This window comes from Candidatus Thalassolituus haligoni (assembly GCF_041222825.1).
Taxonomy (GTDB): Bacteria; Pseudomonadota; Gammaproteobacteria; order Pseudomonadales; family Oceanobacteraceae; genus Oceanobacter; species Oceanobacter antarcticus.
Map to the genome: position 1 here is coordinate 897,685 of NZ_CP139482.1, position 20,917 is coordinate 918,601.

A 20,917-nucleotide genomic window follows, 5' to 3' on the forward strand; every position below is an offset into this window, starting at 1 on the left:
AGTCCTACAGGCTCCTAGCTCAGTGTCGGGTTGGTCCAGCCATTCAGATCGTAGTCTTCCATGCATTGCTGCGACAGCTGCCGCATCTTGGCCATACTGCCAGTGGCGCGAGCCGATCCCAGGCATTGCAGGCGAATAGCATCGGCAGTGCCCGCGTAGTTGAGTTCATACAGATGATGACGCCCACCAAATTCAGAGCCAACGGCATCCCACAGCAATTTCATGATCTTGATGCGTTCGAGGTGTGAAATATCACCTGAGCCGCGACAGTAACGAGCCAGATCCGTGTTCAACTGCGGATTTTTCAGATCCAGATGACTGCCCGGCAAATAGATCAGGCCGCTGGCGGCGGTGGTCTTGATGATGTGGCAAATCTTGTCGTACGCCATGGGAGCGAAGGCGCGATAGTTGAAAGCCGATTCCGTGGGGGGCAGCCAGGCACCGGATTTCCATTCTTCGGCGGCCAGGCACATATGATCGGTGATAGACCAGAACAGGTTGCGCCAGGCGACCACCTCGCCCAGTTCGGCACCTACATTACGGAAATCGATGGCACCGGTGCATTCCAGCGCCTGCTCCAGCAGACCGGCCATAAAGTCGAGCTTTACCGCAAACCGGGTACAGGCCTGCAACGGGTAAAGACGCCCAAAACCGGCGGCAAATCCCCATTGCATCAGCTTTTGTTTGTCTTTGTAGATCAGTACGTCTTCCCATGGAATAAACACATTCTCCAGAATCAGGATGGCGTCGTTTTCATCAAAACGGGACGACAGTGGATAGTCGAATGGCGACGCAGTGTCGGTCGCATTTTTTTCATACGAAACCCGAGAAATCAGTTTTACGCCGTTGGCATTCATCGGAGTAATAAACAGCAGGGCAAAATCCGGGTCATCACCAATGTCTTGTACGGCAGTCTGACCAATAAAGTTGTAATGGGTCAGTGCCGAGTTGGTCGCCACTACCTTGGCACCGTTGACGTAAATCCCGTCACTGGTTTCACGAGTGACATGAACATAAACATCCTTGACCTCATCGCTAGGCTTATTGCGGTCGATCGGCGGGTTAACAATCGCGTGGTTCAAATACAGACAGTTTTCCTGAATACGCTGGTACCAGGTACGGGCGTTATCGGCAAAGTCACCATAAAACTCCGGGTTGGCACCCAGAACATCCCCAAAGGCGGCTTTATAGTCGGCAGTACGACCCATCCAGCCATAACTCATACGCGCCCATTCCGCGATGGCATCCCGCTGTTCCAACAATTCCTGTGGTGAGCGGGCGTAACGGAAAAACTTGTGCGTATAACCGCCATTGCCGGTATCCGTCGCCCAGCACAGTTTGTCTTTGGTTTCCTCAGCGTGCAAAGCATCGTACATGGCGGCAACCGACGCAGCGGCATTCTTGAAGGCCGGATGCGCGGTGACATTCTCGACCCGCTCACCGGCGTAATACACCTCACGGCCATCGTTCAGGCTGGCAAGAAACTCCGCACCATTAAACGGACGTCCGGTTTGCTGGATATGACTTTCAGGTTTCATCTGAGTGCTCCGTATTATTGTTGTTTGATCGTGATGACGAAGCACAGGTTACTGAAAAGCCGGGTGGGGGAATGTCCTCAGAAAATGGGGACACAAAACACCGACGTCGTCCGGGATTCACGCAGGAGGTGACTTGCCGCCGACACGACGTGCCATTGGTCAGTGTTACTGGAAGGTGTTTGGTCATAAACGATGGCCCGTTGTTCGCTACTGCTAGAAAAACTCGCCTTTCGTATAAAGTTCACGGATCATCGTGCCAAGCGATACGGATCCAATTGGTTTGGTGGCATATGTTGACCAAACGCTGCGTATATATTAAATATTCAATAAAATCATTAGGTTAGGTTCTTTTGAGCAGATGCGATACTCAAAAAAATAGCGGCGTTGCAATGAATCGTTATGCACTTACTAAAAATAATCGCCTTGAATGTAAAGGGATCATCTATTTAATCCTGCACCGCCAGATATGGGCCATTGCCAACGATGTCCGAGGCGCAGTCGACGGCTGGGATTTCAAGCTCGACAAGTTCGATACCCTAACCAACTCAATCAGCGAGGGCTTGACCCGTGAAATCAAGCTACCGGGATCAGCTGTTGAGTTTCCCCAAGCCAGACACGGCCACCGTCGCCCAATAAAGGAAGTAGCCCATGAGCCGAGCGTTGACCCTGCAAGATCAGGCCACTGAATTTCTGCTGTATACCGCACCGGATGCCATTGTGGCGTTGTTACAGGCCAGCAGTCATCTGACCCGTCAGCCGCTGGCGGAGATCACCGGTAAAGACATTCAATACGTTCGCCGCTGGGAGGTAAAGGACGCCTACCAGAGCGAAGATGAGCTTGAGCGGGATCTGATCCGGGATTTACAGAATCAGGATACGCAGGTGGTGGCGAGGATATTAGATGGGGTTAATGGAGCGGTTACGAAAATGTGGTAGAACAGCGATGGTTGTTTGCAAAAAAAGGACACAAAATAAGGTAGGCGTGTGCCATGTTTGTGGCGTTGTTCGTTTGATGGTCATGCCGGATTGCTGAGGACGATAATAAAGAAATCTGTGTGGCGGGGATATTTTGGAGAAGCAGCTGCGGATTCTCTTATTTATACCAAGTGTGTCGGTTATGCTGTAGAGGGCATCTATTTAATCCGGCAGCCCCCCAGGGAGCGGGTTGCCGCCGTCCAGAGCGGTGTTGTCGAATGTGAAAAGGACTCGTCATTTCGCTGCATTCGCTGCCTTGCTCTGATCACCGGCAACACTCGCGCAGCGTCGTGCCGGATTAAATAGATGTCTCCTGTAAATATAAGAAAATTGTTAACATGAAAATAAAGGGTTGTTTATGAGTGATGATAAGTCTTGTTGGTTCAAAGAGCCGGATATCGAAGAATTGAATTTCTTGGCAAAAGGCACTGCTAACGAACGTGTTGGTATTGAGATTACAGAAGCTGGCAATGATTATTTAAAAGGCCGAATGGAGGTCAATGAGAAAACCCGGCAACCGGCTGGTGTTCTTCATGGTGGCATGTCGGTTGTTCTGGCAGAAACGCTCGCTTCCTGGGGGGCTGCATGTGCCGTTGATCCTTCTAAATATCATTGTGTTGGTCAAGAAATCAACGCGAACCATATTCGTGCCGTCGATTCAGGATGGGTCTACGGTGTCGCGAAACCGTTGCATATTGGGCGAAAGACACATGTTTGGGAAGTGCGTATTCGAAATGAAGGTGAAAAGCTGGTCTGTGTTTCTCGCGTGACGATTGCCGTGCTTGAGACTCCGTCACAGTATAAGCCACAGGATAACAATATGGCTTAAATGCAGCCTTATATAGGCATTCGGATTCTTTCTGCAGGAGGGCGCAAGCGCTTTTCTGCAGGAGGTCGCAAGTATCCTGCACATCGTTATCGGCCGATGAGTTAATGGCATTACATCGCCAACGATTGCATCAAATTCAGGAATCCTTTCACCGACACAAGGCAAATAACTGCGCCCGCGAGCAAATACCGAGCTTGTCGTAGGCGCGTTTTTTGTAGGTCACTACGCTGCTGGGGGAAATGGTCAGGTCGTGGGCAATGGTTTCGGATTTTTTGCCTGCCAGTACGGCTTCACACACCTGGCGTTCGCGTTCCGATAAAAACGCCAGCGGCCCCTGATTGAGCAGTTGGTTGTTCAGCAGGTAATGTTTGCTGACCAGCAGGGCAAGCAGCCGTGCAATACCTTGCTCTTGTTGCTGGCTGTTGTTGAATAATGGTCTGAAATAGCCGCGACGGCTGTAGAGATTGATGTAGTAGTTGCCGCTGTCTGAGTGGCAAATCACGGACCATTTGTCGAGAAAACCTGGCTGTTCAAAAAAACGATTGCGGTAGTGCAGCCCCATGTTGCCACTGAGAACACCATAATGTTCGGTAATCAGTTGGTCTGGTTGGCAGTGACGTAGCTTGTCGAAGTTCGGGTCGTGGAGGTACTGGCGCTCGGAAATATAGGCCATGGCCAGCTGGCGGGCTGAGGCGTCGTGGCTGAAGTCTTTGTACAGCAGCGTACTGACGTGTTCGCCATCGGGGCAGAAAAAGATCATGCATTGGTCGCTGAGTAGCTGGTGTTGTAGCCAGTTGAGAAAGTGGTCGAAGAACGCCGGGGTGCCCAGCGATTCCAGCAGCGTCAGTTGTTGCTCGGTGGGTGGCGTGACTATTGGCTGATCCATAGGGATGGATGCTCGTTGTTATTGTTGTGATGCAAACCTGATTGTTGTTCAGTGTAATCAATTTTGACTGGCTGGCTGTCGTTATTTTTGGGGGACAGGCAAGGGCAGGGCAAGCAAGGGTGGGAGCCGTATTTATATCGGTGGCAAACCCTCCTGCGTGGATATATCCCGGTAGAAGGTGGCTTGCCGCCGATATGGGTGGGGATTGGTGGTCAGTGGTGTTGGTTACTGTACGGCGTCCAGCACTTTGCGGAAGGTGGCAACGTCTTCGGCGCTGAACTGGCCAAATACGTCAGTCTGACGGTCGTTAGCTACTTTCCATAAGGTGGCTGCCTGTTCGATACCGGCGCGGGTCAGGCTGAGGATGTCGTCGCTGGCGGCAATCCATTCTTTGCGTTTGAGGGTGTCCAGTGCGGCTTTCAAATCCTGATCCGGCATGCCAATACGTTGTTCCAGTTCACTGGCGGCGAGGCTGCCGAAGTCGTTCAGGGTCATGATCATGCGGGCTTCGATGGTACGCAGGCCGGTGGCCAGTTGCAGCGGTTGGTAACTGGTTTGGTAACGCTTCACTGCCTGAATCATCTGGTAGTAGAGGTTGTCGTGCAGACGCTGGGCGTTTTTCTCTTCGCCTTTGCTGGAGGCGTCAGAATCTTTTGGTTTGACTCCGGCATGGGGTATCACGGCGGAGTAGGCTCCGCCGTGATACAGCAATGGGGCGCGGCCAATGTCGTCGAAGGCGACGACGTTACCGATCAGAATCCAGTGGTCGCCACCGTCGATACGCTGGTAGTTTTCGCACTGAAAACGGGCGGCACAGTCGGGTAACAGGGGGGCGTTACCCAGACCTTTTTCGTAGTCGATGCGGGCAAATTTGTCGTCGGACGGACGGGCAAAGTGGTTCGACAGGTTGATCTGATCGGCGGCCAGCACGTTGACAGCAAAGTGGCTGGCTTGCTCGAAAATATCGACGCTGGCGGAGGTTTTCATGATGCTCCACAGCACCAGTGCCGGGTCGAGGGAGACCGAGTTAAAGCTGTTGGCGGTGACGCCGGTTTGTACGCCGTTCGGGGTGCAGGCGGTAATGACGGTGACGCCGGTGGCGAAGTTGCCGAGGGCGCGGCGGAAGGCTTTGGGGTCGAAGTCGGTGGCGGTTTGTGTGGCTGACATGGTGAGTATCCTGTGCTGGCGCAGTGGTGCGCAGTGCGCACCCTGAGGCGTCAATTTTGTGTTTCTCGTTCCCTCATTCTTGTGAGGGAACGCTGCGGTGGGCCGGGATCTCTGGCGACCACGCCGGAGCGTGGGGGCCAGGTGAGAGCCGCTTACAGCAGGCTGGGATCGGGTTCCATACCGAGCAGTTCGCGGCCAATGATCTGCGCACAAACGTCGTAGTCGGTGTAGGCGTGGGCGGCGGTCATGTTGGATTCGCGCCACAGCCGCTGGCCTTCGCGCTCGTTATACCAGTTGGAGCCGCCCATCACGGCCCAGAGGCGGTTAACGGCTTCGACACACATCTTGATGGCGTAGGCCTGGTTGGTGCGCCAATGGGCCAGGGTGTAGCGATCCGGGTATTGGTGACGCTCGCCGTATTCCTTGTGCTCGTTCCAGGTTTTTTCGAGGTAGGCGCGGGCGGCGCAGACTTGCTGGTAGGACTCAGCCATGCGCAATACCGGCGCGACAGATCCCGCTACTTTGGCGCCGGTGTAGGCGCGGACGCGGTTTTGGGTGATGTCTTTGTACACGGCGATCATGCGTTCGGCTACGCCCAGGCTCATGGCGGCAAAACCACAGGCGAAGTATGGCCGGTATGGGGTGTGGTAGATGTTACTTTCTGGATACAGGTCACGGCCAATATGACGGCCTTCCATCATGTTTTTGGCGGCCTGGATGCGGCGTTCGGGTACAAACACACCTTCGATACGGGCGGTTTTGGTGCCGGAACCACACATGCCAGCGGCGTACCAGTCGTCGATGATGGTGAATTCGGCTTTCGGAATAATCGCGAAGCTGTAGATTTTTTCGTCGTTGACCATGCGGTTGAGGCCAACCAATATCCAGTCAGCGTGGTCAACCCCCGAGCTCCATTTCATATCACCGGTAAAGACGATGCCGCCGTTGGTTTCTTCGTAACGGCCAAACGGTGCAATCGAAGACGATGCCACGACATCGGGGTTTTCACCCCAGATCTCGTCCTGGGTTTCTTTGCTGAACATGGCAATCTGATGATTGTGAGTGCACAACAGGCTGTAGCCCCAGGCGGTGGAGCAGCAGGCACCAGCCAGTGCGGCGATGCAGTCGGTGAATTCCGGCAGGCTCATTTCCAAACCGCCGTAGGCTTTCGGCAGGAAAGCGCGGTTCAGGCCGATGCCGTGCAGCATGTCGACGTTTTCTTGCGGGATCATGCGGATCTCTTCTGCTTTTGACGCATTGGCGCGAATCGCAGGCAGGATTTCGTGCAGCTTTTCCAACATCGGGTTGTTTGCAGTCATGGTATTCAGCCTTGGGTATTTTGTTGTTTTTAATATCAGCAAGGTGTTGTCGGGCCCTGAGCAACACAGCGGAAGCTATTGCCGGAGCGTTTAGCTTCGATGGATTCATTATTGCGGCAGGCCATACTGGGGAACATGACGTTTTCTGGCTGGAAATGGGACTTTTCTGTTTGAATGGTTAGAGAAGATGGAACGTGGCGTGTGTGTGGCGTGGTTGTGGAGTGGTTGTGGCGTGGCGTGTGTGTGGCGTGGGTTGGAAAAAGGAGGGGAAGATAACAGAGCGCCGCCACTGACGACGGCCCTCTGCTAATAGCGCTTACTCTCCGATAAAGGCCAGACTTAATCCGGGCCAGAAGGTAATCACCAATACCGTTGCCAGCAGGATAAAGAAGAAAGGCAAGGTAGCGCGATACAACTCCATTACCGGTTTGTTAAAACGGAAGCTGGCAATAAACAGGTTCATACCGACCGGCGGAGTGAAGTATCCCAGCTGCATGTTGGCGAGGAATAAAATCCCCAAGTGAATCGGATGAATACCGTATTCCACCGCAATCGGCAGAATAATCGGAATCATGATCACAATGGCGGAGAAGATGTCCAGCATCATGCCCAGAATCAGCAGGAACACCGTGAGCAGCAGCAAGAAAGTAAAACTGTCGCTGACGTGTTGCTGAATAAAGCCGAAGATTTTTTCCGGTACTCCAGCATCAATCATGTAGTTGGTGGATGCCATGGACACCGCCAGAATCAGCAGAATCGCCCCGACCAGCTTCATTGAATCCCGCATGACGGTAATCAGCTGTTTAAACGGAATTTCACGGCGAATCAGCGTAGAAACGATGAGGACGTAAAACGCGGTAATGGCGGCTGCTTCCGATACCGCAAACCAGCCGCCATAAATGCCACCCAATACCAGGAATGGCAGGGGCATTTCCCATTTGGTGTCTTTCAGCGCTGCCCAGGCTTCGGTCTTGTCGAAAGGATGGTGATTGCGTTCGGTCTTGCGTGACACCCAGCCGCTATAAAGCGACAGTGCGACCAGCATCAGACCACCGGGAAGCAAACCGGCGAGGAACAGGTCATCGATACTAACCGCCACGTCCAGTGACATTTGCTGCGCCACCACGCCGTATAAAATTAGCGGCAGTGAAGGAGCAAACAGCAAGCCAAGTGAGCCGGAGGTGGTGACCAGTCCGAGATTAAATCGCTCCGGGTAACCGGATTTCTGCAGGGCTGGTACCAGCAGTGCACCCAATGCAACGATGGTGACGCCGGAAGCACCGGTAAAGGCGGTGAACAGCGCACAGGTAACCAGTGCGACAATGGCCAGCCCGCCGGGCATCCAGCCGAGAAAGGCGTCGGTAATACGCACCAGCCGCTGTGGTGCCTTGCTTTCTCCCAGCAGGTAACCGGCAAAGGTAAACAACGGAATGGCAATCAGCACCGGCATTTCAGCAATCCGGTAAATCTCGACCGCCATTACCATCAGGTCAATATCGGTCTGATAAAATCCCCAGATGGCACTGGCGGCAATCACCACAAACAGCGGTGTACCGGACAATGCCAGTAATAACAGAATCAGTGGAACCAGTACGCTCATGAATGGGCCTCGGCTGCGGGGTGTTTGCCCAGCACTTTGATGACGGCTTCAATACTTTGAATGGCAAAGCGTAATGCCATTACCGTAAAACTGAAGGGGATAATCAGTTGTAGCGGCCAGGCAGGAATCTTGCCGAAAGCGATATCGCCAAATTCTATCGCCAGTTCGATGTAGGCATAGCCGTTCCAGGCCACAATGGCACAGATAAAGGCTGCAAACGCGGAGGTGACGACGGAGATGGCTTCGGATACAGCCTTGGGTGCCAGCCGGTTCACCAGGTCGATGGCAATGTGTTCGCGCCCGCGAGTGGCAACCATGCCGCCCAGCAAGCCGAGCCATAACACCATCACCCGCAGCGCGGGAGGAATCCACATAACGCCGCCACCAAAGACACTGCGGGCGACAATATCAATGCCTGCCAGCAGTACCATAATCAGCAATACCAGTACCAACAGGCCGTCTTCCAATGTGTGAATGGCGCTGAGAAGACGCCGCAAAGGGGAGTGTTTCAAGGTTATTGACCTGCCCGAATCGCGGCAATACGCGCCTGCAATTTCTTATACAGATCAACCGGATAGACTCCCTTGCTGGCCAGTTCGGTGAGGCTGTCGTCGGCCAGTTTCTGCCAGGTGGCTTTTTCGGCGTCGGTCAGTTGTACGAAGATCATGCCGCTGTCTTCCAGTGCCTTGCGAGCGCCGATTTCGTCTTCAGCGTTTTGTTTGTCCATCCGGGCGTAGGTTGCTTTCATGATGCGACGGACGATGGTCTGGTCTTCCGCTGACAGTTTGTCGAAGGCTTTCTGGTCGACCACCATCATGCCCAGCAGCGACAGCAGTGGCAGGTCGGTAACATGGCTCAGCTTGCTGTGCCATTGCAGTGCGATCGAGGCGGTGAGATTCACCCCGACAGTGTCGATCAGGCCGGTTTGCAGGCTGGTGTAAACGTCAGAAATCGGCAGTGAAATCGGCTCGATACCGGCTTTCTGGAAGACTGTCTGGCTGACGATGTCGCCTTCTGGAGCCCAGACTTTCTGGCCCTGGAAATCGGCAGTGGTTTTGAGTGGCTTGTTACCCATGATGTAGGCGAAGCCGCCTTCCGTCAGACCTAGTACGACGTAGCCTCTGGCTTCCAGGGCATCAACAATATAGTGGTCGAATTCGGCTCGGACAGCGCTTAATTCCGCCGGATCTCGGAAGGTAAAAGGCAAGCTGTAGAGCTGCACTTCGTTGGCAATATTGGTCAGTGCGCCGGAAGATACTGCGCCACCTTGCAGCTGGCCGATTTGCATTTTGCGCAGCACGCTCTTGTCGCTGCCCTGTACCCCACCGGGGAAGTATTTGATTTTGACGCGGCCTGCGGTTTCTTGCTTGATCTCGTCGGCAGCGGCACGCATCTGTTTCATCCAGTTGGTGCCGTCGGGGGCCAGGGTGGCGATTTTCAGCGTTGCCGCCTGGGACATCGGACTCAGGCACAGCAGCATCAGGCCCAGGGCAATCAGTTTGTTTTTCATAGGTGGTTACTCTTGGCTTGTGGTCAAAAGGCGATTATTCAAAAAAGTCGGCGGATTCTGCCAGTAGTTCAGCTGCCTGACGCTGGGCCAGGTAGTTGATCATGGTCAGACCTTCGGCTTCCGGGTCGGCGGCAATGGCTTCGTTGAGCAGGCGGTCGTGAAGTTCCTGGTCAAACATCAGCCGTGCGTACTGCTTGGCATATAAAACCTTGGCCATCAGGTGTTTGCCATTGCTGTATTGCAGCGCTTTTTCAAAATGTTCTCTGCCGACTTCCGGACGGCCACCCAGAGACGGGGGCAGCTGAGTTTCCATGACACCGAGGTAGACCTGAAGTGTGCCTTGGTCGTAATCCGGTTTGATATTGGCGACCCACTGCATCAGCGCCTTGGTTTTGCCCAGTTCGGCAATCGCGCCCCAGTCGCTGCTGTTGGCTTGAATCCAGCCTGCCTTGGCGGCAGCGTAGGCATAGAAGACATGAATATCGTCTTCGTCGAACTGGTGGTTAAGCGCATCCAGCATCTCGTCTTGTGGCAATTTGACGGCGGCGCAAGCATCGTCGTCGTATTCACACAGGCCACGGGTGGCGTATTCCAGTGCCTTGTCGGCCATGCGTTTGGTCTGGATCGGGTCTCTGGAGAATACGCCGGAGTAAGCACCATAAAGCTTGGAGGCTGACAGCAGGAAATCTTCGTCATCCGGGTAGGTCAGTACCAGGGCATCGAGCAGCAGCAGATAGGCCGGTGCTCCGGCGGCAACTACTTCCGGGTTGTCGCTGTTCATCATCGAACGGGACAGGTTTTTCGGCAGGTTGCCAACTGAGCAGGCACTCAGCGCCAGGGCGGCCAGTGCAATAGTGAGTCGTTTCATAGTCACGGGTGCTTGTAAAAATTTGGCGCAATTGTACACACCTTGGTGCCTGTCTTTAATGAGCAATACTCACAAGCATTCTGAACCAGTCGTTATTACACAAGAATTCAGTGTTCCGCAGATGACGGTTTGTCTGCTGTTGTTGCATCGGGGTTGTCTTGCGGGTTGCTGCGGGCATTGGCCAACTTGCGATACAGGGTGCGCTCGCTGATACCCAACTGTTTGGCCAGGCGGGCATTGTCGCCGCCAAACTGGTGGGCGATGGCCAGCAGGTAGCGGGCTTCGAGCTGATCCAGTGGCATGGCCTGATCGATACCGGTGGTCAGGTTGACGGACTGGATATTGTGGGAAGCTTGTGCGGTAGTCAGCAGTGAGTCGGGCAAGGTCAGGTGGCGCGGTTCAATCTCGCGGTCATCACACAGAATAGTGGCCCGTTCCAGCCGGTTTCTCAGCTCGCGGATATTGCCAGGAAACTGCTGCTGTTCGAGCCAGTCGCAAGACGCGGCAGACAATACCCGTGGACGATCCTGGCTCAGCTGTTGCAACAGTCTGCGCGCCAGCGGGACGATGTCTGCCCGCCGTTCGGCCAACGATGGCAGCAGAATCGGAAACGGTGATATGCGGTAGTACAGGTCTTGTCGAAAGGTGCCTGCCTCAACCATCTGGGTCAGCTGGCGATGGGTGGCACAGACCAGCCGGAAGTCGGCCTGCTGCGGGGTGACGCTGCCAACCAGGCGATAGCTGCCGGTTTCGATCAGGCGCAGCAATTTGACCTGCATGGCGAGCGGAATATCACCGACTTCATCAAGAAACAGGGTGCCGCCGCGAGCGGCTTCGACCAGACCCGGCTTGCGCTGGGTGGCACCGGTAAACGCGCCTTTTTCGTGGCCAAACAATTCGCTTTCGAACAGGCTTTCAGTCAGGCCGGAACATTCCACGGTAACAAAGGGTTTGTTGGCCCGTGCGCTGTGCTGGTGGATATGACGGGCGGCCAGTTCTTTGCCAGTACCGGATTCACCCAACAGCAGCACGCTGATTTCAGACGGTGCGGCCCGACCCAGCATGGCCAGCATCTCGGTATAAGCCTGACTGAACCCCAGCATTGGCCGCGACCCTGGCGTATCCGGGGTGCGTACCGGGGCCATTATTTCGACAAAGAATTCAATTTGGCCGTCGTCATTACGCACCGGACTCAGTTCGACATCGACGTGTTCCTTGCCTTGGCAGGTGTTGTGAATGTGCAGGATGCGCTGGCGCTGACCGGTGCGCAGGCAGCCTTGCAGAGGGCAGGTTTCACCGGCCTGATCACAGGGTACCTGATAGCCATGGGAGACTTCGTAGCAATGACGTCCGAGCAGGGCTTCGTTACCTGAAAAATGCTCCCGGTAAGCCTGGTTGGCAGCGCAAATACGGTAGTCACGATCCATCAGAATGGCGGGTGCGGAGATGGCGTCGAGCAAGGAGGAGATGCCGGGCAGGCTGCTGTAACTGCGAAGGTCTGACATAGGTGTCACCGGTCTGACAGTATTGGCAGAATGGTAGACGATGGCTGCTGTATTTTAAAGGCGTATTCGTTGCCAATCCTCTTGCCCGGTCTTTTTTGTCGGGCTTGTATTTTATCGAAAGCCCAGTAATAGCGCGCTTTTGAGCTGTTTTATGAGGATCTGGAAAATAAATGCCGCAGGGGCTTGGCAGACTGGCCCGTGATTTGCTGTTCCACTGGCATAGTCAGCGACCAATGTCAGCTGTGACGGATACGAGACAACCGGCAGGAAGGGTATGGCCAGAGTGAAACAATGGCGGATCAATCAACAACTCAGTTATTTACTGTTTGATCCGATCTCCCGTCGTGGCGCGGTGATTGATCCACAACCGGCACTGGTGTCCTGCTATTTGCAGACGCTGGAGCAATTGGGGGTTGGTAATGCCTATTTGCTGTTCACCGGTGCGGTGGCCAGTGGCGTGAATGTCCCCGGTCAGGTGTTAGGTGCGGATATGTTCTCCGCTGGGGCACTGTCTGGCCCGGTAGCACCGGATGCGCTGGCATTGGGAGAGAGCCGTATACGGATTATTGTTGATCCGGCAACCGCTCGGGTGGCTTATGCTTGTGACGGGCTGGTCTTTACCGGTTTATGGTGGCTGGCGGGTGGGCTGCGACCATTTGTCGCATCTGAGCCAGAGGCTGACGTTGATAAGCTGCCGCTCCTCCAACTTCCAGATGACTATGTGATCTACCCCGGACGGGTGTCCAGGGGGTTATGCATCAGTTCGGTAGCACAGGAAAAAGCCCTGTGTTGTGACCCGCTTCCTGCCGCTGTCGGAGCTCATTATGGCTAGTACATCCTCTCTTTGGTCGAAGCCGATCGTACGTGATCTGGCGTTGATCCTGGTGCTCAAGCTGGCATTGATTTTTACCTTGCGAGCACTGTTTTTTTCTCAGCCTGTGGATCTGAGCGATCCACAGGCTGCCTTGTTACAGCAGCTGGGCAACGGTGAAGAACATGTTTCTCCCGCTCGTCCGGCGACTGAATTTTCGCTTCCTCAACACTCAACTGAACGTTCCACGGCCCTGCCTTTGGAGGATCAACCATGATCAGTGAAAGTCTGGTGGACTTGTCGCGGCTGCAATTTGCCATTACCGCGCTGTACCACTTTTTGTTTGTACCCCTGACACTGGGGTTATCGTTTATTCTCGCCATCATGGAATCTGCCTATGTGATGACGGGCAAGCAGGTGTATCAGGACATGGTCAAGTTCTGGGGCAAGCTGTTTGGTATCAACTTTGCTTTGGGTGTGACCACCGGTCTGACGATGGAATTCCAGTTTGGTACTAACTGGGCTTACTACTCCCATTATGTCGGCGATATTTTTGGTGCGCCGCTGGCGATTGAAGGCTTGATGGCCTTTTTCCTTGAAAGTACGTTTATCGGCCTGTTCTTTTTTGGCTGGGATCGCTTGACCCGCCTGCAGCATCTGATGGTGACCTGGCTGGTTGCGCTGGGTTCGAACCTGTCGGCGTTGTGGATTCTGATTGCCAATGGCTGGATGCAAAACCCGGTTGGGGCCGAGTTCAACTACAACACCATGCGGATGGAGATGACCAGCTTCGCCGACGTTATCTTTAATCCGGTTGCCCAGGTCAAGTTTGTCCACACGGTGTCGGCTGGTTATGTCACGGGGGCGATGTTTGTCCTGGGCGTGTCGTCCTATTATCTGCTGAAAAAGCGTGATCTGCCGTTCGCCCGTCGTTCTTTTGCCATTGCCTCCAGCTTTGGTATGGCGGCTATTCTGAGCGTGATTTTGCTGGGCGATGAGTCCGGTTATGAAATCGGCGATGTGCAAAAAACCAAGCTGGCGGCGATTGAAGCTGAGTGGGAAACCCATCCGGCACCGGCTGCCTTTACGCTGTTTGGTATTCCTAATGAGGAAACCATGGAAACCGACTATGCCGTGCGGATTCCCTGGGTTCTGGGCCTGATTGCTACTCGCTCGACCGATGAGGAAGTGGTGGGTATCAAGGATTTGCTGGTGGAACACGAAGAGCGGGTGCGTAATGGTATCGGGGCATACCAGCTATTTACGCAGTTGAAAGCCGGGGATGAATCTCCCGCAACCATGGCGGCGTTTGATGCGGTCAAGCACGATCTGGGCTATGGCTTGCTATTAAAAAAATACACACCGACCGTGACCAACGCGACGGAAGAGCAGATCAAGTCTGCGGCGCGTGACACCATTCCTGGAGTCGCACCGATGTTCTTTACCTTCCGCATTATGGTGGCCATTGGCTTCGCCATGTTCCTGCTGATTGCGCTGGCGTTCTGGCACTCCGCTCGCCAGACCATCGATAAGCAAACCTGGCTGCAAAAAGCGCTGTTGTGGGCGATTCCATTACCCTTCCTGGCCTGTGAAATGGGCTGGTTCGTGGCTGAGTTTGGCCGTCAGCCCTGGTCGATTGGTGAAGTGCTGCCAACCCATTTGTCCGCCTCCAGCCGTTCGGTTGAAGACTTGTGGATGAGTATCGGTGGCTTCGTCGTGTTCTATACCGGCTTGCTGATTGCCGAGATGTTCCTGATGTTCAAGTTTGCTCGCCTGGGGCCATCGGCCATTCATACCGGCCGCTATCACTTTGAGAAAGATGATGATCACACCACTGCGGGTGGTACAGCGGCTGGGCCACAGGCGCAACCGTTGCAAGCACGTAACGAACAGGCGTAAGGGGGAGTTATGGATTACGAAGTATTAAAAATGGTGTGGTGGGTACTGATCGGGGTGCTGCTGATCGGGTTTGCGGTTACCGATGGCTTCGATATGGGGGTGGGGGCGCTGCTGCGTATTCTTGGCCGTACCGATACTGAACGACGGGTGATGCTGAATACCATTGGGCCGCACTGGGATGGCAATCAGGTGTGGTTTATTACCGCAGGCGGGGCCATTTTTGCGGCCTGGCCTGTGGTGTATGCAGTGGCGTTTTCCGGCTTTTACTGGGCCTTGTTGCTGGTGTTGTTTTCGATGTTTTTCCGGCCGGTCGGGTTTGAATATCGCTCGAAAGTGGATGATCCGCGCTGGCGTAATTTGTGGGACTGGGGCCTGACCATTGGCGGAGCCGTACCGGCGCTGGTGTTTGGTGTGGCCTTTGGCAACCTGATTCTGGGGGTGCCGTTTGATCTCGATGAATTTATGCGCTCAACCTATACCGGCTCATTCTGGGCGCTGCTGAATCCGTTTGGTCTGCTGGCCGGACTGGTGAGTCTGGGTATGTTGATGATGCACGGTTCGACCTGGCTGCAAATGCGTACTGATGGTGCCCTGCATGAACGCGCCCGTCGTATGGCGGTGGCGCTGGCGGTATTGGTGGCGGCGTTGTTTGCACTGGCCGGAGTCTGGATCTGGATGGGTATTGATGGCTATGTGATTGTGGATATCAAAAGTACCGCAGCGGCAGTCACGCCGCTGGATAAGCTGGTGATCACCCAGGAAGGTGCCTGGCTGGCCAATTACAGCACATACCCCTGGATGCTGGCAGCACCGTTGCTGGGCTTCGCCGGACTGGCGCTGACGGCACTGATGTCGATGTTGAATCGCGGTGCCCTGGCGTTCGTATCCAGCTCGCTGGCAGTCACCGGGATTATTCTGACGGCTGGTTTCTCCTTGTTCCCGTTTGTGATGCCGTCCAGCCTGGAGCCGTCTCACAGCCTTACCGTGTGGGATGTGGTATCCAGCGAAATGACGCTGAACATCATGTTCTGGGTCGCGGTGATTTTTGTACCTATCGTGCTGAGTTACACCATCTGGGGTTACTACAAAATGTGGGGCCGGATGACCAACAAGTTTATTGAAGATAACAAATACAGCACGTATTGATGAACCGACGCTGGTTATTCTGCAATATCAAAACCCGGAAATGGGGTCAGACGCCCGACGTCTGACTCAAACAACGAGGAAAATAGTATGTGGTATTTTGCCTGGATTCTCGGTGTATTACTGGCCTGCTCCTTTGGCCTGATTAACGCCATGTGGCTGGAGTTTTATGAAGACCTGGATCGGGACGCGGAGTAGTTTCATGGCGTCTTCAACCAATACTCCGGTAGATTATGCGGCCTATGGGCCGCTGTATGCGGGCTGGGCACGAGCGCTGTCCTTTCTGGGCGCGCTGGTGCTGTCCGGTTTGCTGTTGGCCATGCCGCAGCTGGTGGCCGTTGGTTTGCACGAGTTGGATCACGGCTCGTTGTCGGCGGGGTTATGGGGTATTTCCGCCGGGTTTGTCCACGGTGTCGGCTATGTTCCGACAACCCGGCTCTGGCGGTATGCCTTCAGCCCTTATGTCGGCTGGCCATTGATGGGGCTGTGTGTGTACCTGTGGCTGCTCTGATCTGACAGCAGCGGGTGTCGGTAGTGAGTTGGGTGTCAGTTCAGTCACGGGTGTCTGTGGTCAGTCATGGGTGTAGGTATAGTGGTTGTGAGAGCAGATGGCTGTGGGGCCAGAGGTTGTACCGCCGGAGGATGACGGTTATATAGACTGTTGGGGACATCTATTTAATCCTGCACGGCTCTGCGCGAGTGTTGCCGGATGATCTCGACTCGGTGTCGCCGACGTTTGACTTGACCCGTCAGGCCTGCAAGTCGGCTTCGTGATTCGAAACCATCCGCTGGCCCAGAGTGAGCGCCGGATTAAATAGAAGTCTCCTATTTATTAACACGGATGTTGAGAACTCCCGATGGAAACTGATTCTTTTGCTGGCCGGATGGCCACCGCAGCCAATGGCCATGACGATGTGACACCGCCTCCACGACCGAGTGAGGGTGGTGCGAGAGACGTACGAGTACTGTTTTCTGGCCGCAATCTGGAATACCAGAAACTCTGGCTGGTCAATATGTTGTTGACCCTGCTGACGCTGGGCATTTACAGCGCCTGGGCCAAGGTACGTAATCACCGTTACCTGTATGGCCATACCTCGCTGGATGGCCATCGTTTCAGTTATCTGGCCAAACCGCTGCAAATCTTGCGAGGGCGCCTGATTGCCCTGCTGGTGTTGGTGCTGCTGTCAGGTGTTGCCTATGTCAGCCCGATAGCGGCGAGCTTGATGTATTTTCTGCTGATGTTTGCGGTGCCATGGCTGATTTGTCAGGGCATTCGCTTCACTTTGCGGATGACTTCCTACCGCCAGGTTCGTTTTGATTTTACCGGTGACTATGGCGGTATCATGGCGCATTTTATTTTTTTGCCGCTGATCGCCATGTTCACCTTCTACTTCGCACTGCCCTGGGTACTGAAGAAGATTGATCAGTACACCCATAACAACATCACCTATGGCGGCAAGGCCTTCAACGTGAGTAACCGGACGAGTGCGTATTATCACGCGGCACTGGTGTGTGTCGGCCTTGGCATACTCAGTATGGTGCTGCTGCTGCCGTTGTTCAGCCTGCTATCCGGTATTGGGGAGGGCGAGGGCGACGCTCCCCCGCGCTTCTGGTTGCCGGTGCTGCTGTTTGTGGCGATGTTTGTGATCAGTCAACTAGTTGCCGCCATATGGAGTGCCATGATCCGCAATCACCTGCTGGCCAATCTGTCGCTGGATGGCATCGCCACTTTTCGATCGGATGTCACGCCTATCGGTTACGCCGGGCTGGCAATATCTAATGCCCTGCTGTTAATCGTAACCTTGGGGTTGGCGTATCCGGTTACTCAGGTACGTATGCTGTGTTATTTGGCGGAACATACCGAGGTAACGATTCAGCCCGCGATGGATTCCATGATCAATACCGTGACGTCGCAGGATGGCGCTTTTGGTGAGGAAGCCGCAGGTTTGTTTGATGTTGATGTCTCGGTGCTGGGATGACAGCGGCTGTTGCCGGACAGTATCAGTTTGCCGATCGTGCTCTGGCCGTTGCGGCTGAGGCATTGCTGGATGACACCGGCGCGATTCATGTGAATCGCACGGACGTACAACAAGGGCTGAAATACGCAGCAGCGGGCCAGTTTGTAGTAGAAAGTGCGGTGCCTGGCTTACCCCAAGAAGTCGTGTTTGAAGATAACGCCCGCTTTATTCCCGCCGATGTACATTGGCGCTGGTTAGTGGCTGGCCGTCGGCAATGTATACCTGAATGGCTGGAAAGCCGTTGGCTGGTGGTGCTGGTTGCGGCTTTGGCGGTGCCGCTGTGTTTATGGTGGGTCACGTTTCGTGGCATTCCAGCACTGGCGCAAACCACGGTAGAATGGTTGCCAGTACAGGTATCGCAGCAGGTTGGCCAACACACCCTGCAGGTTCTCGACTCGCTGCATTTTGAGCCGTCATCACTGCCCTTGCCACAACAGCAGCAGTTGCGTGTGCACTGGCAACAGGTGCTGGAACGGTTACAGCTTGAACCGGCGCAGTATCCCCTGATTTTCCGTACCGGGGATATGGGCGCGAATGCCTTTGCGCTGCCCGATGGCACCGTATTGGTAACAGACCAGATGGTGGATCTTACCGCGTCCGATGTGGATGCCCTGATCGCCGTTATGCTGCACGAAATTGGCCATGTGGAGTATCAGCATGGGATGCAGCTGATGGCGCGATCGGCCGCCACCTCAGTGTTGTTTGGCTTACTGTTTGGCGATATAGAGGGTAGCTCCGAGCTGCTGCTGGGGGCCGGAACCGGTTTGCTGGAAAATGCCTTCTCCAGGGAGATGGAGCGGCAAGCGGATGATTTTGCCATTGCCAGGCTGCAGCAACTTGGCCGGTCGCCGCTGGATTTTGCCCGTGCCATGCGGTTATTGATGGCGTCACATGCGGATGATCCGCTATCAACAGATCAACCGGGCTGGCAGCAGTATCTGAGTTCGCATCCTGCTACGCTTGAACGTATCGAGGCGGCTGAGCAAGCCGGAGCAGCGGCAGCTGATGCGGCGGCGAGTTGCATCAATTGTGATTAAGCCGGTTGGTTTGTATGGCGTTTGGGTGCACACTAATAATATGCCTGCATGGGCATGTTTGTTCCGGTTCGTTGGTCAAGAGGAAACCTGATGATACTCAAAAAAGAAGATTTGTTGGCCGAAGCACGGGTATCGGTTAACCCGGTTAACGTCGAAGAGGCAGAGTCCTTGTTGACCGCCGGTGCCGTGGTACTGGACGTGCGGGAGCCGGCCGAGTTCGAGATGGGACATTTGCCAGGGGCCGTGAATGTGCCTCGTGGAGTGCTGGAATTTCGGGTCGGTGATCATCCGGCGCTGATGGATACAGCAGCCACGATTGTATTGTATTGCAAGAATGGTGGCCGCAGCACACTGGCAGCTCATACCCTCAAGCGTATGGGGTTTGACCAGGTAAAAATGCTGGTGGGTGGTTTTGACGGCTGGAGCGGTGACGTCCACAAGGTGGAAGTTAATCCTAGCGTATACCAGTAAATATACGGCCATAAGCCATTACAAACGGTAATTTGCCGTTCGCCATTCGCGGCAGATGGACACCAAGACAGGAGCGGATCGTGTTGATACATGTATCCGCTTTTTCAGAATATTAATATTCCTTTGTGCGTATTTAGTTATTTATGGAGAGCATAACGATGAAAAAATTATTGACGCTGGTCTGTGTACTGGGTGGCTCATTCGGGTCGCTGACCAGTGCAACCGTCAAGGCTGAACAGCTTGATGACGCCAGCCTGCGTATTGAAGCCCGGCAGCAGGCCATGACGTTTGGCAAACAGCTGAAACAAACGGTACAGCAGGGGATGAAGGCGGGCGGCCCAACCGCAGCCATTCATCTGTGTAATACCCAGGCACCGGCAATTGCCGCTGCCAACAGCCAGGGCGACTGGACGGTGGGGCGTACCTCGTTGCAGTTGCGCAATCCGGCCAATGCCCCGGACGCCTGGGAACTGGCGACCTTAAAATCTTTCGACCAGCGTCTGGCGGCAGGCGAACCTCCGGCTGCGCTGGAAGCCAGCATGCTGGAGAACGGTGAATATCGTTATATGAAAGCGATTCCGACCGGAGCCTTGTGTCTGAACTGCCATGGTTCAGCGTTGGCTGAGCCGGTTAAAACTCGTCTCAGTGAGCTGTACCCGGCTGACCAGGCGGTGGGTTATCAGGTGGGTCAATTACGGGGTGCCTTTACCCTGCGCAAAACACTGGCTGACTAACCCCGTCAATGGTATTGATTGGTGATCCCCTATCCCTGGAAGCACAATAAATGACAGCGAAGGTTTCAGAACACGGCATGGATTTACACTGGCAGCGTGAGGGTGAGTTCTCTCACCTGGGTTTTGAGCGCCGCCATCAACTCGACTTTGGCCATCAGGCACACATAGCAGCCGGAGGCGCTGGTAATGACTACGGCTGTGATCCTGAGCAGATGCTGGCAGCATCGATGGCCAGTTGCCATATGATGACCTTTTTGGCGCTGGCAGCCAAAAAGCGGCTGACCGTGGTGTCGTACGATGACCGTGCAGTAGCAGAGCTGGCACAGCGAGACGATGGCCGTTTCCATGTCGCCTGCATCCGTTTGTCACCACGGGTGGTGTTTGAGGGTGACAAGGTGCCCGATGCTGAAGCCATTATGGCCATGCATCACAAAGCTCATGAGCACTGTTTTATTGCCAACTCGGTACTGTGTGAGGTAGAGGTTAGCCCGCGTTAGCAGACGGTTGTGTCATATAACGTAGGGCCCGGCTCCATCCGTGGCCATTGCCGGTTCCATCGTGGCCAATCGTGGCCGTTGTGCAATATGCGCGGCCGTTTCGGACAGCC

22 protein-coding genes are annotated in these 20,917 nt (G+C 54.6%); 13 read left to right on the forward strand and 9 right to left on the reverse strand.

Going from position 1 to position 20,917, the window contains the following annotated elements; translation table 11 throughout:
* Window positions 1-14: 14 nt before the first annotated feature.
* Window positions 15-1,538 carry a 4-hydroxyphenylacetate 3-hydroxylase N-terminal domain-containing protein gene (locus tag SOJ49_RS04095; protein ID WP_369856958.1) on the reverse strand — a complete coding sequence of 508 codons (1,524 nt, stop codon included), beginning with the start codon at window positions 1,536-1,538 and terminating at the stop codon, window positions 15-17.
* A 648-nt stretch (window positions 1,539-2,186) separates the two neighbouring features.
* Between SOJ49_RS04095 and SOJ49_RS04100 the strand changes: the two genes are divergently transcribed.
* On the forward strand, window positions 2,187-2,474 hold the full coding sequence (locus tag SOJ49_RS04100; RefSeq protein WP_369856959.1) for a hypothetical protein: 288 nt from the start codon (window positions 2,187-2,189) through the stop codon (window positions 2,472-2,474).
* A gap of 397 nt (window positions 2,475-2,871) precedes the next feature.
* Window positions 2,872-3,342 (forward strand): PaaI family thioesterase, encoded by a 471-nt coding sequence (locus SOJ49_RS04105; RefSeq protein WP_369856960.1) that lies wholly within the window; start codon window positions 2,872-2,874, stop codon window positions 3,340-3,342.
* A 148-nt stretch (window positions 3,343-3,490) separates the two neighbouring features.
* Here the strand turns inward: SOJ49_RS04105 and SOJ49_RS04110 are convergent, their stop codons facing one another.
* The 8 genes from SOJ49_RS04110 to SOJ49_RS04145 all read right to left on the reverse strand — a co-directional run bounded on the left by SOJ49_RS04110 (window position 3,491) and on the right by SOJ49_RS04145 (window position 12,197).
* Window positions 3,491-4,228, reverse strand: coding sequence for a helix-turn-helix transcriptional regulator (locus tag SOJ49_RS04110; protein ID WP_369856961.1), 738 nt, complete (start codon window positions 4,226-4,228; stop codon window positions 3,491-3,493).
* A gap of 225 nt (window positions 4,229-4,453) precedes the next feature.
* On the reverse strand, window positions 4,454-5,395 hold the full coding sequence (locus tag SOJ49_RS04115; RefSeq protein ID WP_369856962.1) for a p-hydroxyphenylacetate 3-hydroxylase reductase component: 942 nt from the start codon (window positions 5,393-5,395) through the stop codon (window positions 4,454-4,456).
* 152 nt (window positions 5,396-5,547) lie between these two features.
* Window positions 5,548-6,714 carry a p-hydroxyphenylacetate 3-hydroxylase oxygenase component gene (locus SOJ49_RS04120; RefSeq protein WP_369856963.1) on the reverse strand — a complete coding sequence of 389 codons (1,167 nt, stop codon included), beginning with the start codon at window positions 6,712-6,714 and terminating at the stop codon, window positions 5,548-5,550.
* A 316-nt stretch (window positions 6,715-7,030) separates the two neighbouring features.
* Entirely contained in the window at window positions 7,031-8,314 is a 1,284-nt protein-coding gene (locus SOJ49_RS04125) for a TRAP transporter large permease (protein ID WP_369856964.1), read from the reverse strand.
* The gene (locus SOJ49_RS04130; protein WP_369856965.1) at window positions 8,311-8,826 is read right to left on the reverse strand and encodes a TRAP transporter small permease; all 516 of its coding nucleotides are present in this window, start codon (window positions 8,824-8,826) and stop codon (window positions 8,311-8,313) included. Before SOJ49_RS04130 ends, SOJ49_RS04125 begins: the two co-directional genes overlap by 4 nt.
* Before the next feature lie 2 nt (window positions 8,827-8,828).
* Window positions 8,829-9,824, reverse strand: coding sequence for a TRAP transporter substrate-binding protein DctP (dctP, locus tag SOJ49_RS04135; RefSeq protein WP_369856966.1), 996 nt, complete (start codon window positions 9,822-9,824; stop codon window positions 8,829-8,831).
* A 34-nt stretch (window positions 9,825-9,858) separates the two neighbouring features.
* Window positions 9,859-10,692, reverse strand: a complete 834-nt coding sequence (locus SOJ49_RS04140; protein WP_369856967.1) for a TRAP transporter TatT component family protein — start codon at window positions 10,690-10,692, stop codon at window positions 9,859-9,861.
* 107 nt (window positions 10,693-10,799) lie between these two features.
* Window positions 10,800-12,197 (reverse strand): sigma-54 interaction domain-containing protein, encoded by a 1,398-nt coding sequence (locus SOJ49_RS04145; RefSeq protein WP_369856968.1) that lies wholly within the window; start codon window positions 12,195-12,197, stop codon window positions 10,800-10,802.
* 274 nt (window positions 12,198-12,471) lie between these two features.
* Here SOJ49_RS04145 and SOJ49_RS04150 point away from each other — a divergent pair, with 274 nt between their 5' ends.
* The 11 genes from SOJ49_RS04150 to SOJ49_RS04200 all read left to right on the forward strand — a co-directional run bounded on the left by SOJ49_RS04150 (window position 12,472) and on the right by SOJ49_RS04200 (window position 20,807).
* Window positions 12,472-13,029 carry a hypothetical protein gene (locus SOJ49_RS04150; protein WP_369856969.1) on the forward strand — a complete coding sequence of 186 codons (558 nt, stop codon included), beginning with the start codon at window positions 12,472-12,474 and terminating at the stop codon, window positions 13,027-13,029.
* Window positions 13,022-13,285: a hypothetical protein gene (locus SOJ49_RS04155; protein ID WP_369856970.1), complete on the forward strand. Its 264-nt coding sequence runs from the start codon at window positions 13,022-13,024 to the stop codon at window positions 13,283-13,285. Before SOJ49_RS04150 ends, SOJ49_RS04155 begins: the two co-directional genes overlap by 8 nt.
* Window positions 13,282-14,907, forward strand: a complete 1,626-nt coding sequence (locus tag SOJ49_RS04160; protein WP_369856971.1) for a cytochrome ubiquinol oxidase subunit I — start codon at window positions 13,282-13,284, stop codon at window positions 14,905-14,907. Before SOJ49_RS04155 ends, SOJ49_RS04160 begins: the two co-directional genes overlap by 4 nt.
* Before the next feature lie 9 nt (window positions 14,908-14,916).
* Entirely contained in the window at window positions 14,917-16,053 is a 1,137-nt protein-coding gene (cydB, locus tag SOJ49_RS04165; RefSeq protein WP_369856972.1) for a cytochrome d ubiquinol oxidase subunit II, read from the forward strand.
* A gap of 87 nt (window positions 16,054-16,140) precedes the next feature.
* Window positions 16,141-16,248 carry a cytochrome bd-I oxidase subunit CydX gene (gene cydX / locus SOJ49_RS04170; protein WP_369856973.1) on the forward strand — a complete coding sequence of 36 codons (108 nt, stop codon included), beginning with the start codon at window positions 16,141-16,143 and terminating at the stop codon, window positions 16,246-16,248.
* A 4-nt stretch (window positions 16,249-16,252) separates the two neighbouring features.
* Complete coding sequence (locus tag SOJ49_RS04175; protein WP_369856974.1) at window positions 16,253-16,561, forward strand: cyd operon YbgE family protein; 309 nt, start codon at window positions 16,253-16,255, stop codon at window positions 16,559-16,561.
* 346 nt (window positions 16,562-16,907) lie between these two features.
* Window positions 16,908-18,029 (forward strand): YjgN family protein, encoded by a 1,122-nt coding sequence (locus SOJ49_RS04180; RefSeq protein ID WP_369856975.1) that lies wholly within the window; start codon window positions 16,908-16,910, stop codon window positions 18,027-18,029.
* Window positions 18,026-19,105 carry a M48 family metallopeptidase gene (locus tag SOJ49_RS04185; protein ID WP_369856976.1) on the forward strand — a complete coding sequence of 360 codons (1,080 nt, stop codon included), beginning with the start codon at window positions 18,026-18,028 and terminating at the stop codon, window positions 19,103-19,105. Before SOJ49_RS04180 ends, SOJ49_RS04185 begins: the two co-directional genes overlap by 4 nt.
* A 90-nt stretch (window positions 19,106-19,195) precedes the next feature.
* Window positions 19,196-19,576: a rhodanese-like domain-containing protein gene (locus SOJ49_RS04190; RefSeq protein WP_369856977.1), complete on the forward strand. Its 381-nt coding sequence runs from the start codon at window positions 19,196-19,198 to the stop codon at window positions 19,574-19,576.
* 158 nt (window positions 19,577-19,734) lie between these two features.
* Window positions 19,735-20,310 (forward strand): DUF3365 domain-containing protein, encoded by a 576-nt coding sequence (locus SOJ49_RS04195; protein WP_369856978.1) that lies wholly within the window; start codon window positions 19,735-19,737, stop codon window positions 20,308-20,310.
* A gap of 50 nt (window positions 20,311-20,360) precedes the next feature.
* Window positions 20,361-20,807 carry an OsmC family protein gene (locus SOJ49_RS04200; RefSeq protein WP_369856979.1) on the forward strand — a complete coding sequence of 149 codons (447 nt, stop codon included), beginning with the start codon at window positions 20,361-20,363 and terminating at the stop codon, window positions 20,805-20,807.
* The last annotated feature ends 110 nt before the right edge of the window (window positions 20,808-20,917 follow it).

What these genes read in the sequence shown, in the direction of transcription:
- SOJ49_RS04095 (WP_369856958.1), bottom strand. Translation starts at nt 1,538, where the DNA reads ATGAAACCTGAAAGTCATATCCAGCAAACCGGACGTCCGTTTAATGGT.
- SOJ49_RS04100 (WP_369856959.1), top strand. Translation starts at nt 2,187, where the DNA reads ATGAGCCGAGCGTTGACCCTGCAAGATCAGGCCACTGAATTTCTGCTG.
- SOJ49_RS04105 (WP_369856960.1), top strand. Translation starts at nt 2,872, where the DNA reads ATGAGTGATGATAAGTCTTGTTGGTTCAAAGAGCCGGATATCGAAGAA.
- SOJ49_RS04110 (WP_369856961.1), bottom strand. Translation starts at nt 4,228, where the DNA reads ATGGATCAGCCAATAGTCACGCCACCCACCGAGCAACAACTGACGCTG.
- SOJ49_RS04115 (WP_369856962.1), bottom strand. Translation starts at nt 5,395, where the DNA reads ATGTCAGCCACACAAACCGCCACCGACTTCGACCCCAAAGCCTTCCGC.
- SOJ49_RS04120 (WP_369856963.1), bottom strand. Translation starts at nt 6,714, where the DNA reads ATGACTGCAAACAACCCGATGTTGGAAAAGCTGCACGAAATCCTGCCT.
- SOJ49_RS04125 (WP_369856964.1), bottom strand. Translation starts at nt 8,314, where the DNA reads ATGAGCGTACTGGTTCCACTGATTCTGTTATTACTGGCATTGTCCGGT.
- dctP (WP_369856966.1), bottom strand. Translation starts at nt 9,824, where the DNA reads ATGAAAAACAAACTGATTGCCCTGGGCCTGATGCTGCTGTGCCTGAGT.
- SOJ49_RS04140 (WP_369856967.1), bottom strand. Translation starts at nt 10,692, where the DNA reads ATGAAACGACTCACTATTGCACTGGCCGCCCTGGCGCTGAGTGCCTGC.
- SOJ49_RS04145 (WP_369856968.1), bottom strand. Translation starts at nt 12,197, where the DNA reads ATGTCAGACCTTCGCAGTTACAGCAGCCTGCCCGGCATCTCCTCCTTG.
- SOJ49_RS04150 (WP_369856969.1), top strand. Translation starts at nt 12,472, where the DNA reads ATGGCCAGAGTGAAACAATGGCGGATCAATCAACAACTCAGTTATTTA.
- SOJ49_RS04155 (WP_369856970.1), top strand. Translation starts at nt 13,022, where the DNA reads ATGGCTAGTACATCCTCTCTTTGGTCGAAGCCGATCGTACGTGATCTG.
- SOJ49_RS04160 (WP_369856971.1), top strand. Translation starts at nt 13,282, where the DNA reads ATGATCAGTGAAAGTCTGGTGGACTTGTCGCGGCTGCAATTTGCCATT.
- cydB (WP_369856972.1), top strand. Translation starts at nt 14,917, where the DNA reads ATGGATTACGAAGTATTAAAAATGGTGTGGTGGGTACTGATCGGGGTG.
- cydX (WP_369856973.1), top strand. Translation starts at nt 16,141, where the DNA reads ATGTGGTATTTTGCCTGGATTCTCGGTGTATTACTGGCCTGCTCCTTT.
- SOJ49_RS04175 (WP_369856974.1), top strand. Translation starts at nt 16,253, where the DNA reads ATGGCGTCTTCAACCAATACTCCGGTAGATTATGCGGCCTATGGGCCG.
- SOJ49_RS04180 (WP_369856975.1), top strand. Translation starts at nt 16,908, where the DNA reads ATGGAAACTGATTCTTTTGCTGGCCGGATGGCCACCGCAGCCAATGGC.
- SOJ49_RS04185 (WP_369856976.1), top strand. Translation starts at nt 18,026, where the DNA reads ATGACAGCGGCTGTTGCCGGACAGTATCAGTTTGCCGATCGTGCTCTG.
- SOJ49_RS04190 (WP_369856977.1), top strand. Translation starts at nt 19,196, where the DNA reads ATGATACTCAAAAAAGAAGATTTGTTGGCCGAAGCACGGGTATCGGTT.
- SOJ49_RS04195 (WP_369856978.1), top strand. Translation starts at nt 19,735, where the DNA reads ATGAAAAAATTATTGACGCTGGTCTGTGTACTGGGTGGCTCATTCGGG.
- SOJ49_RS04200 (WP_369856979.1), top strand. Translation starts at nt 20,361, where the DNA reads ATGACAGCGAAGGTTTCAGAACACGGCATGGATTTACACTGGCAGCGT.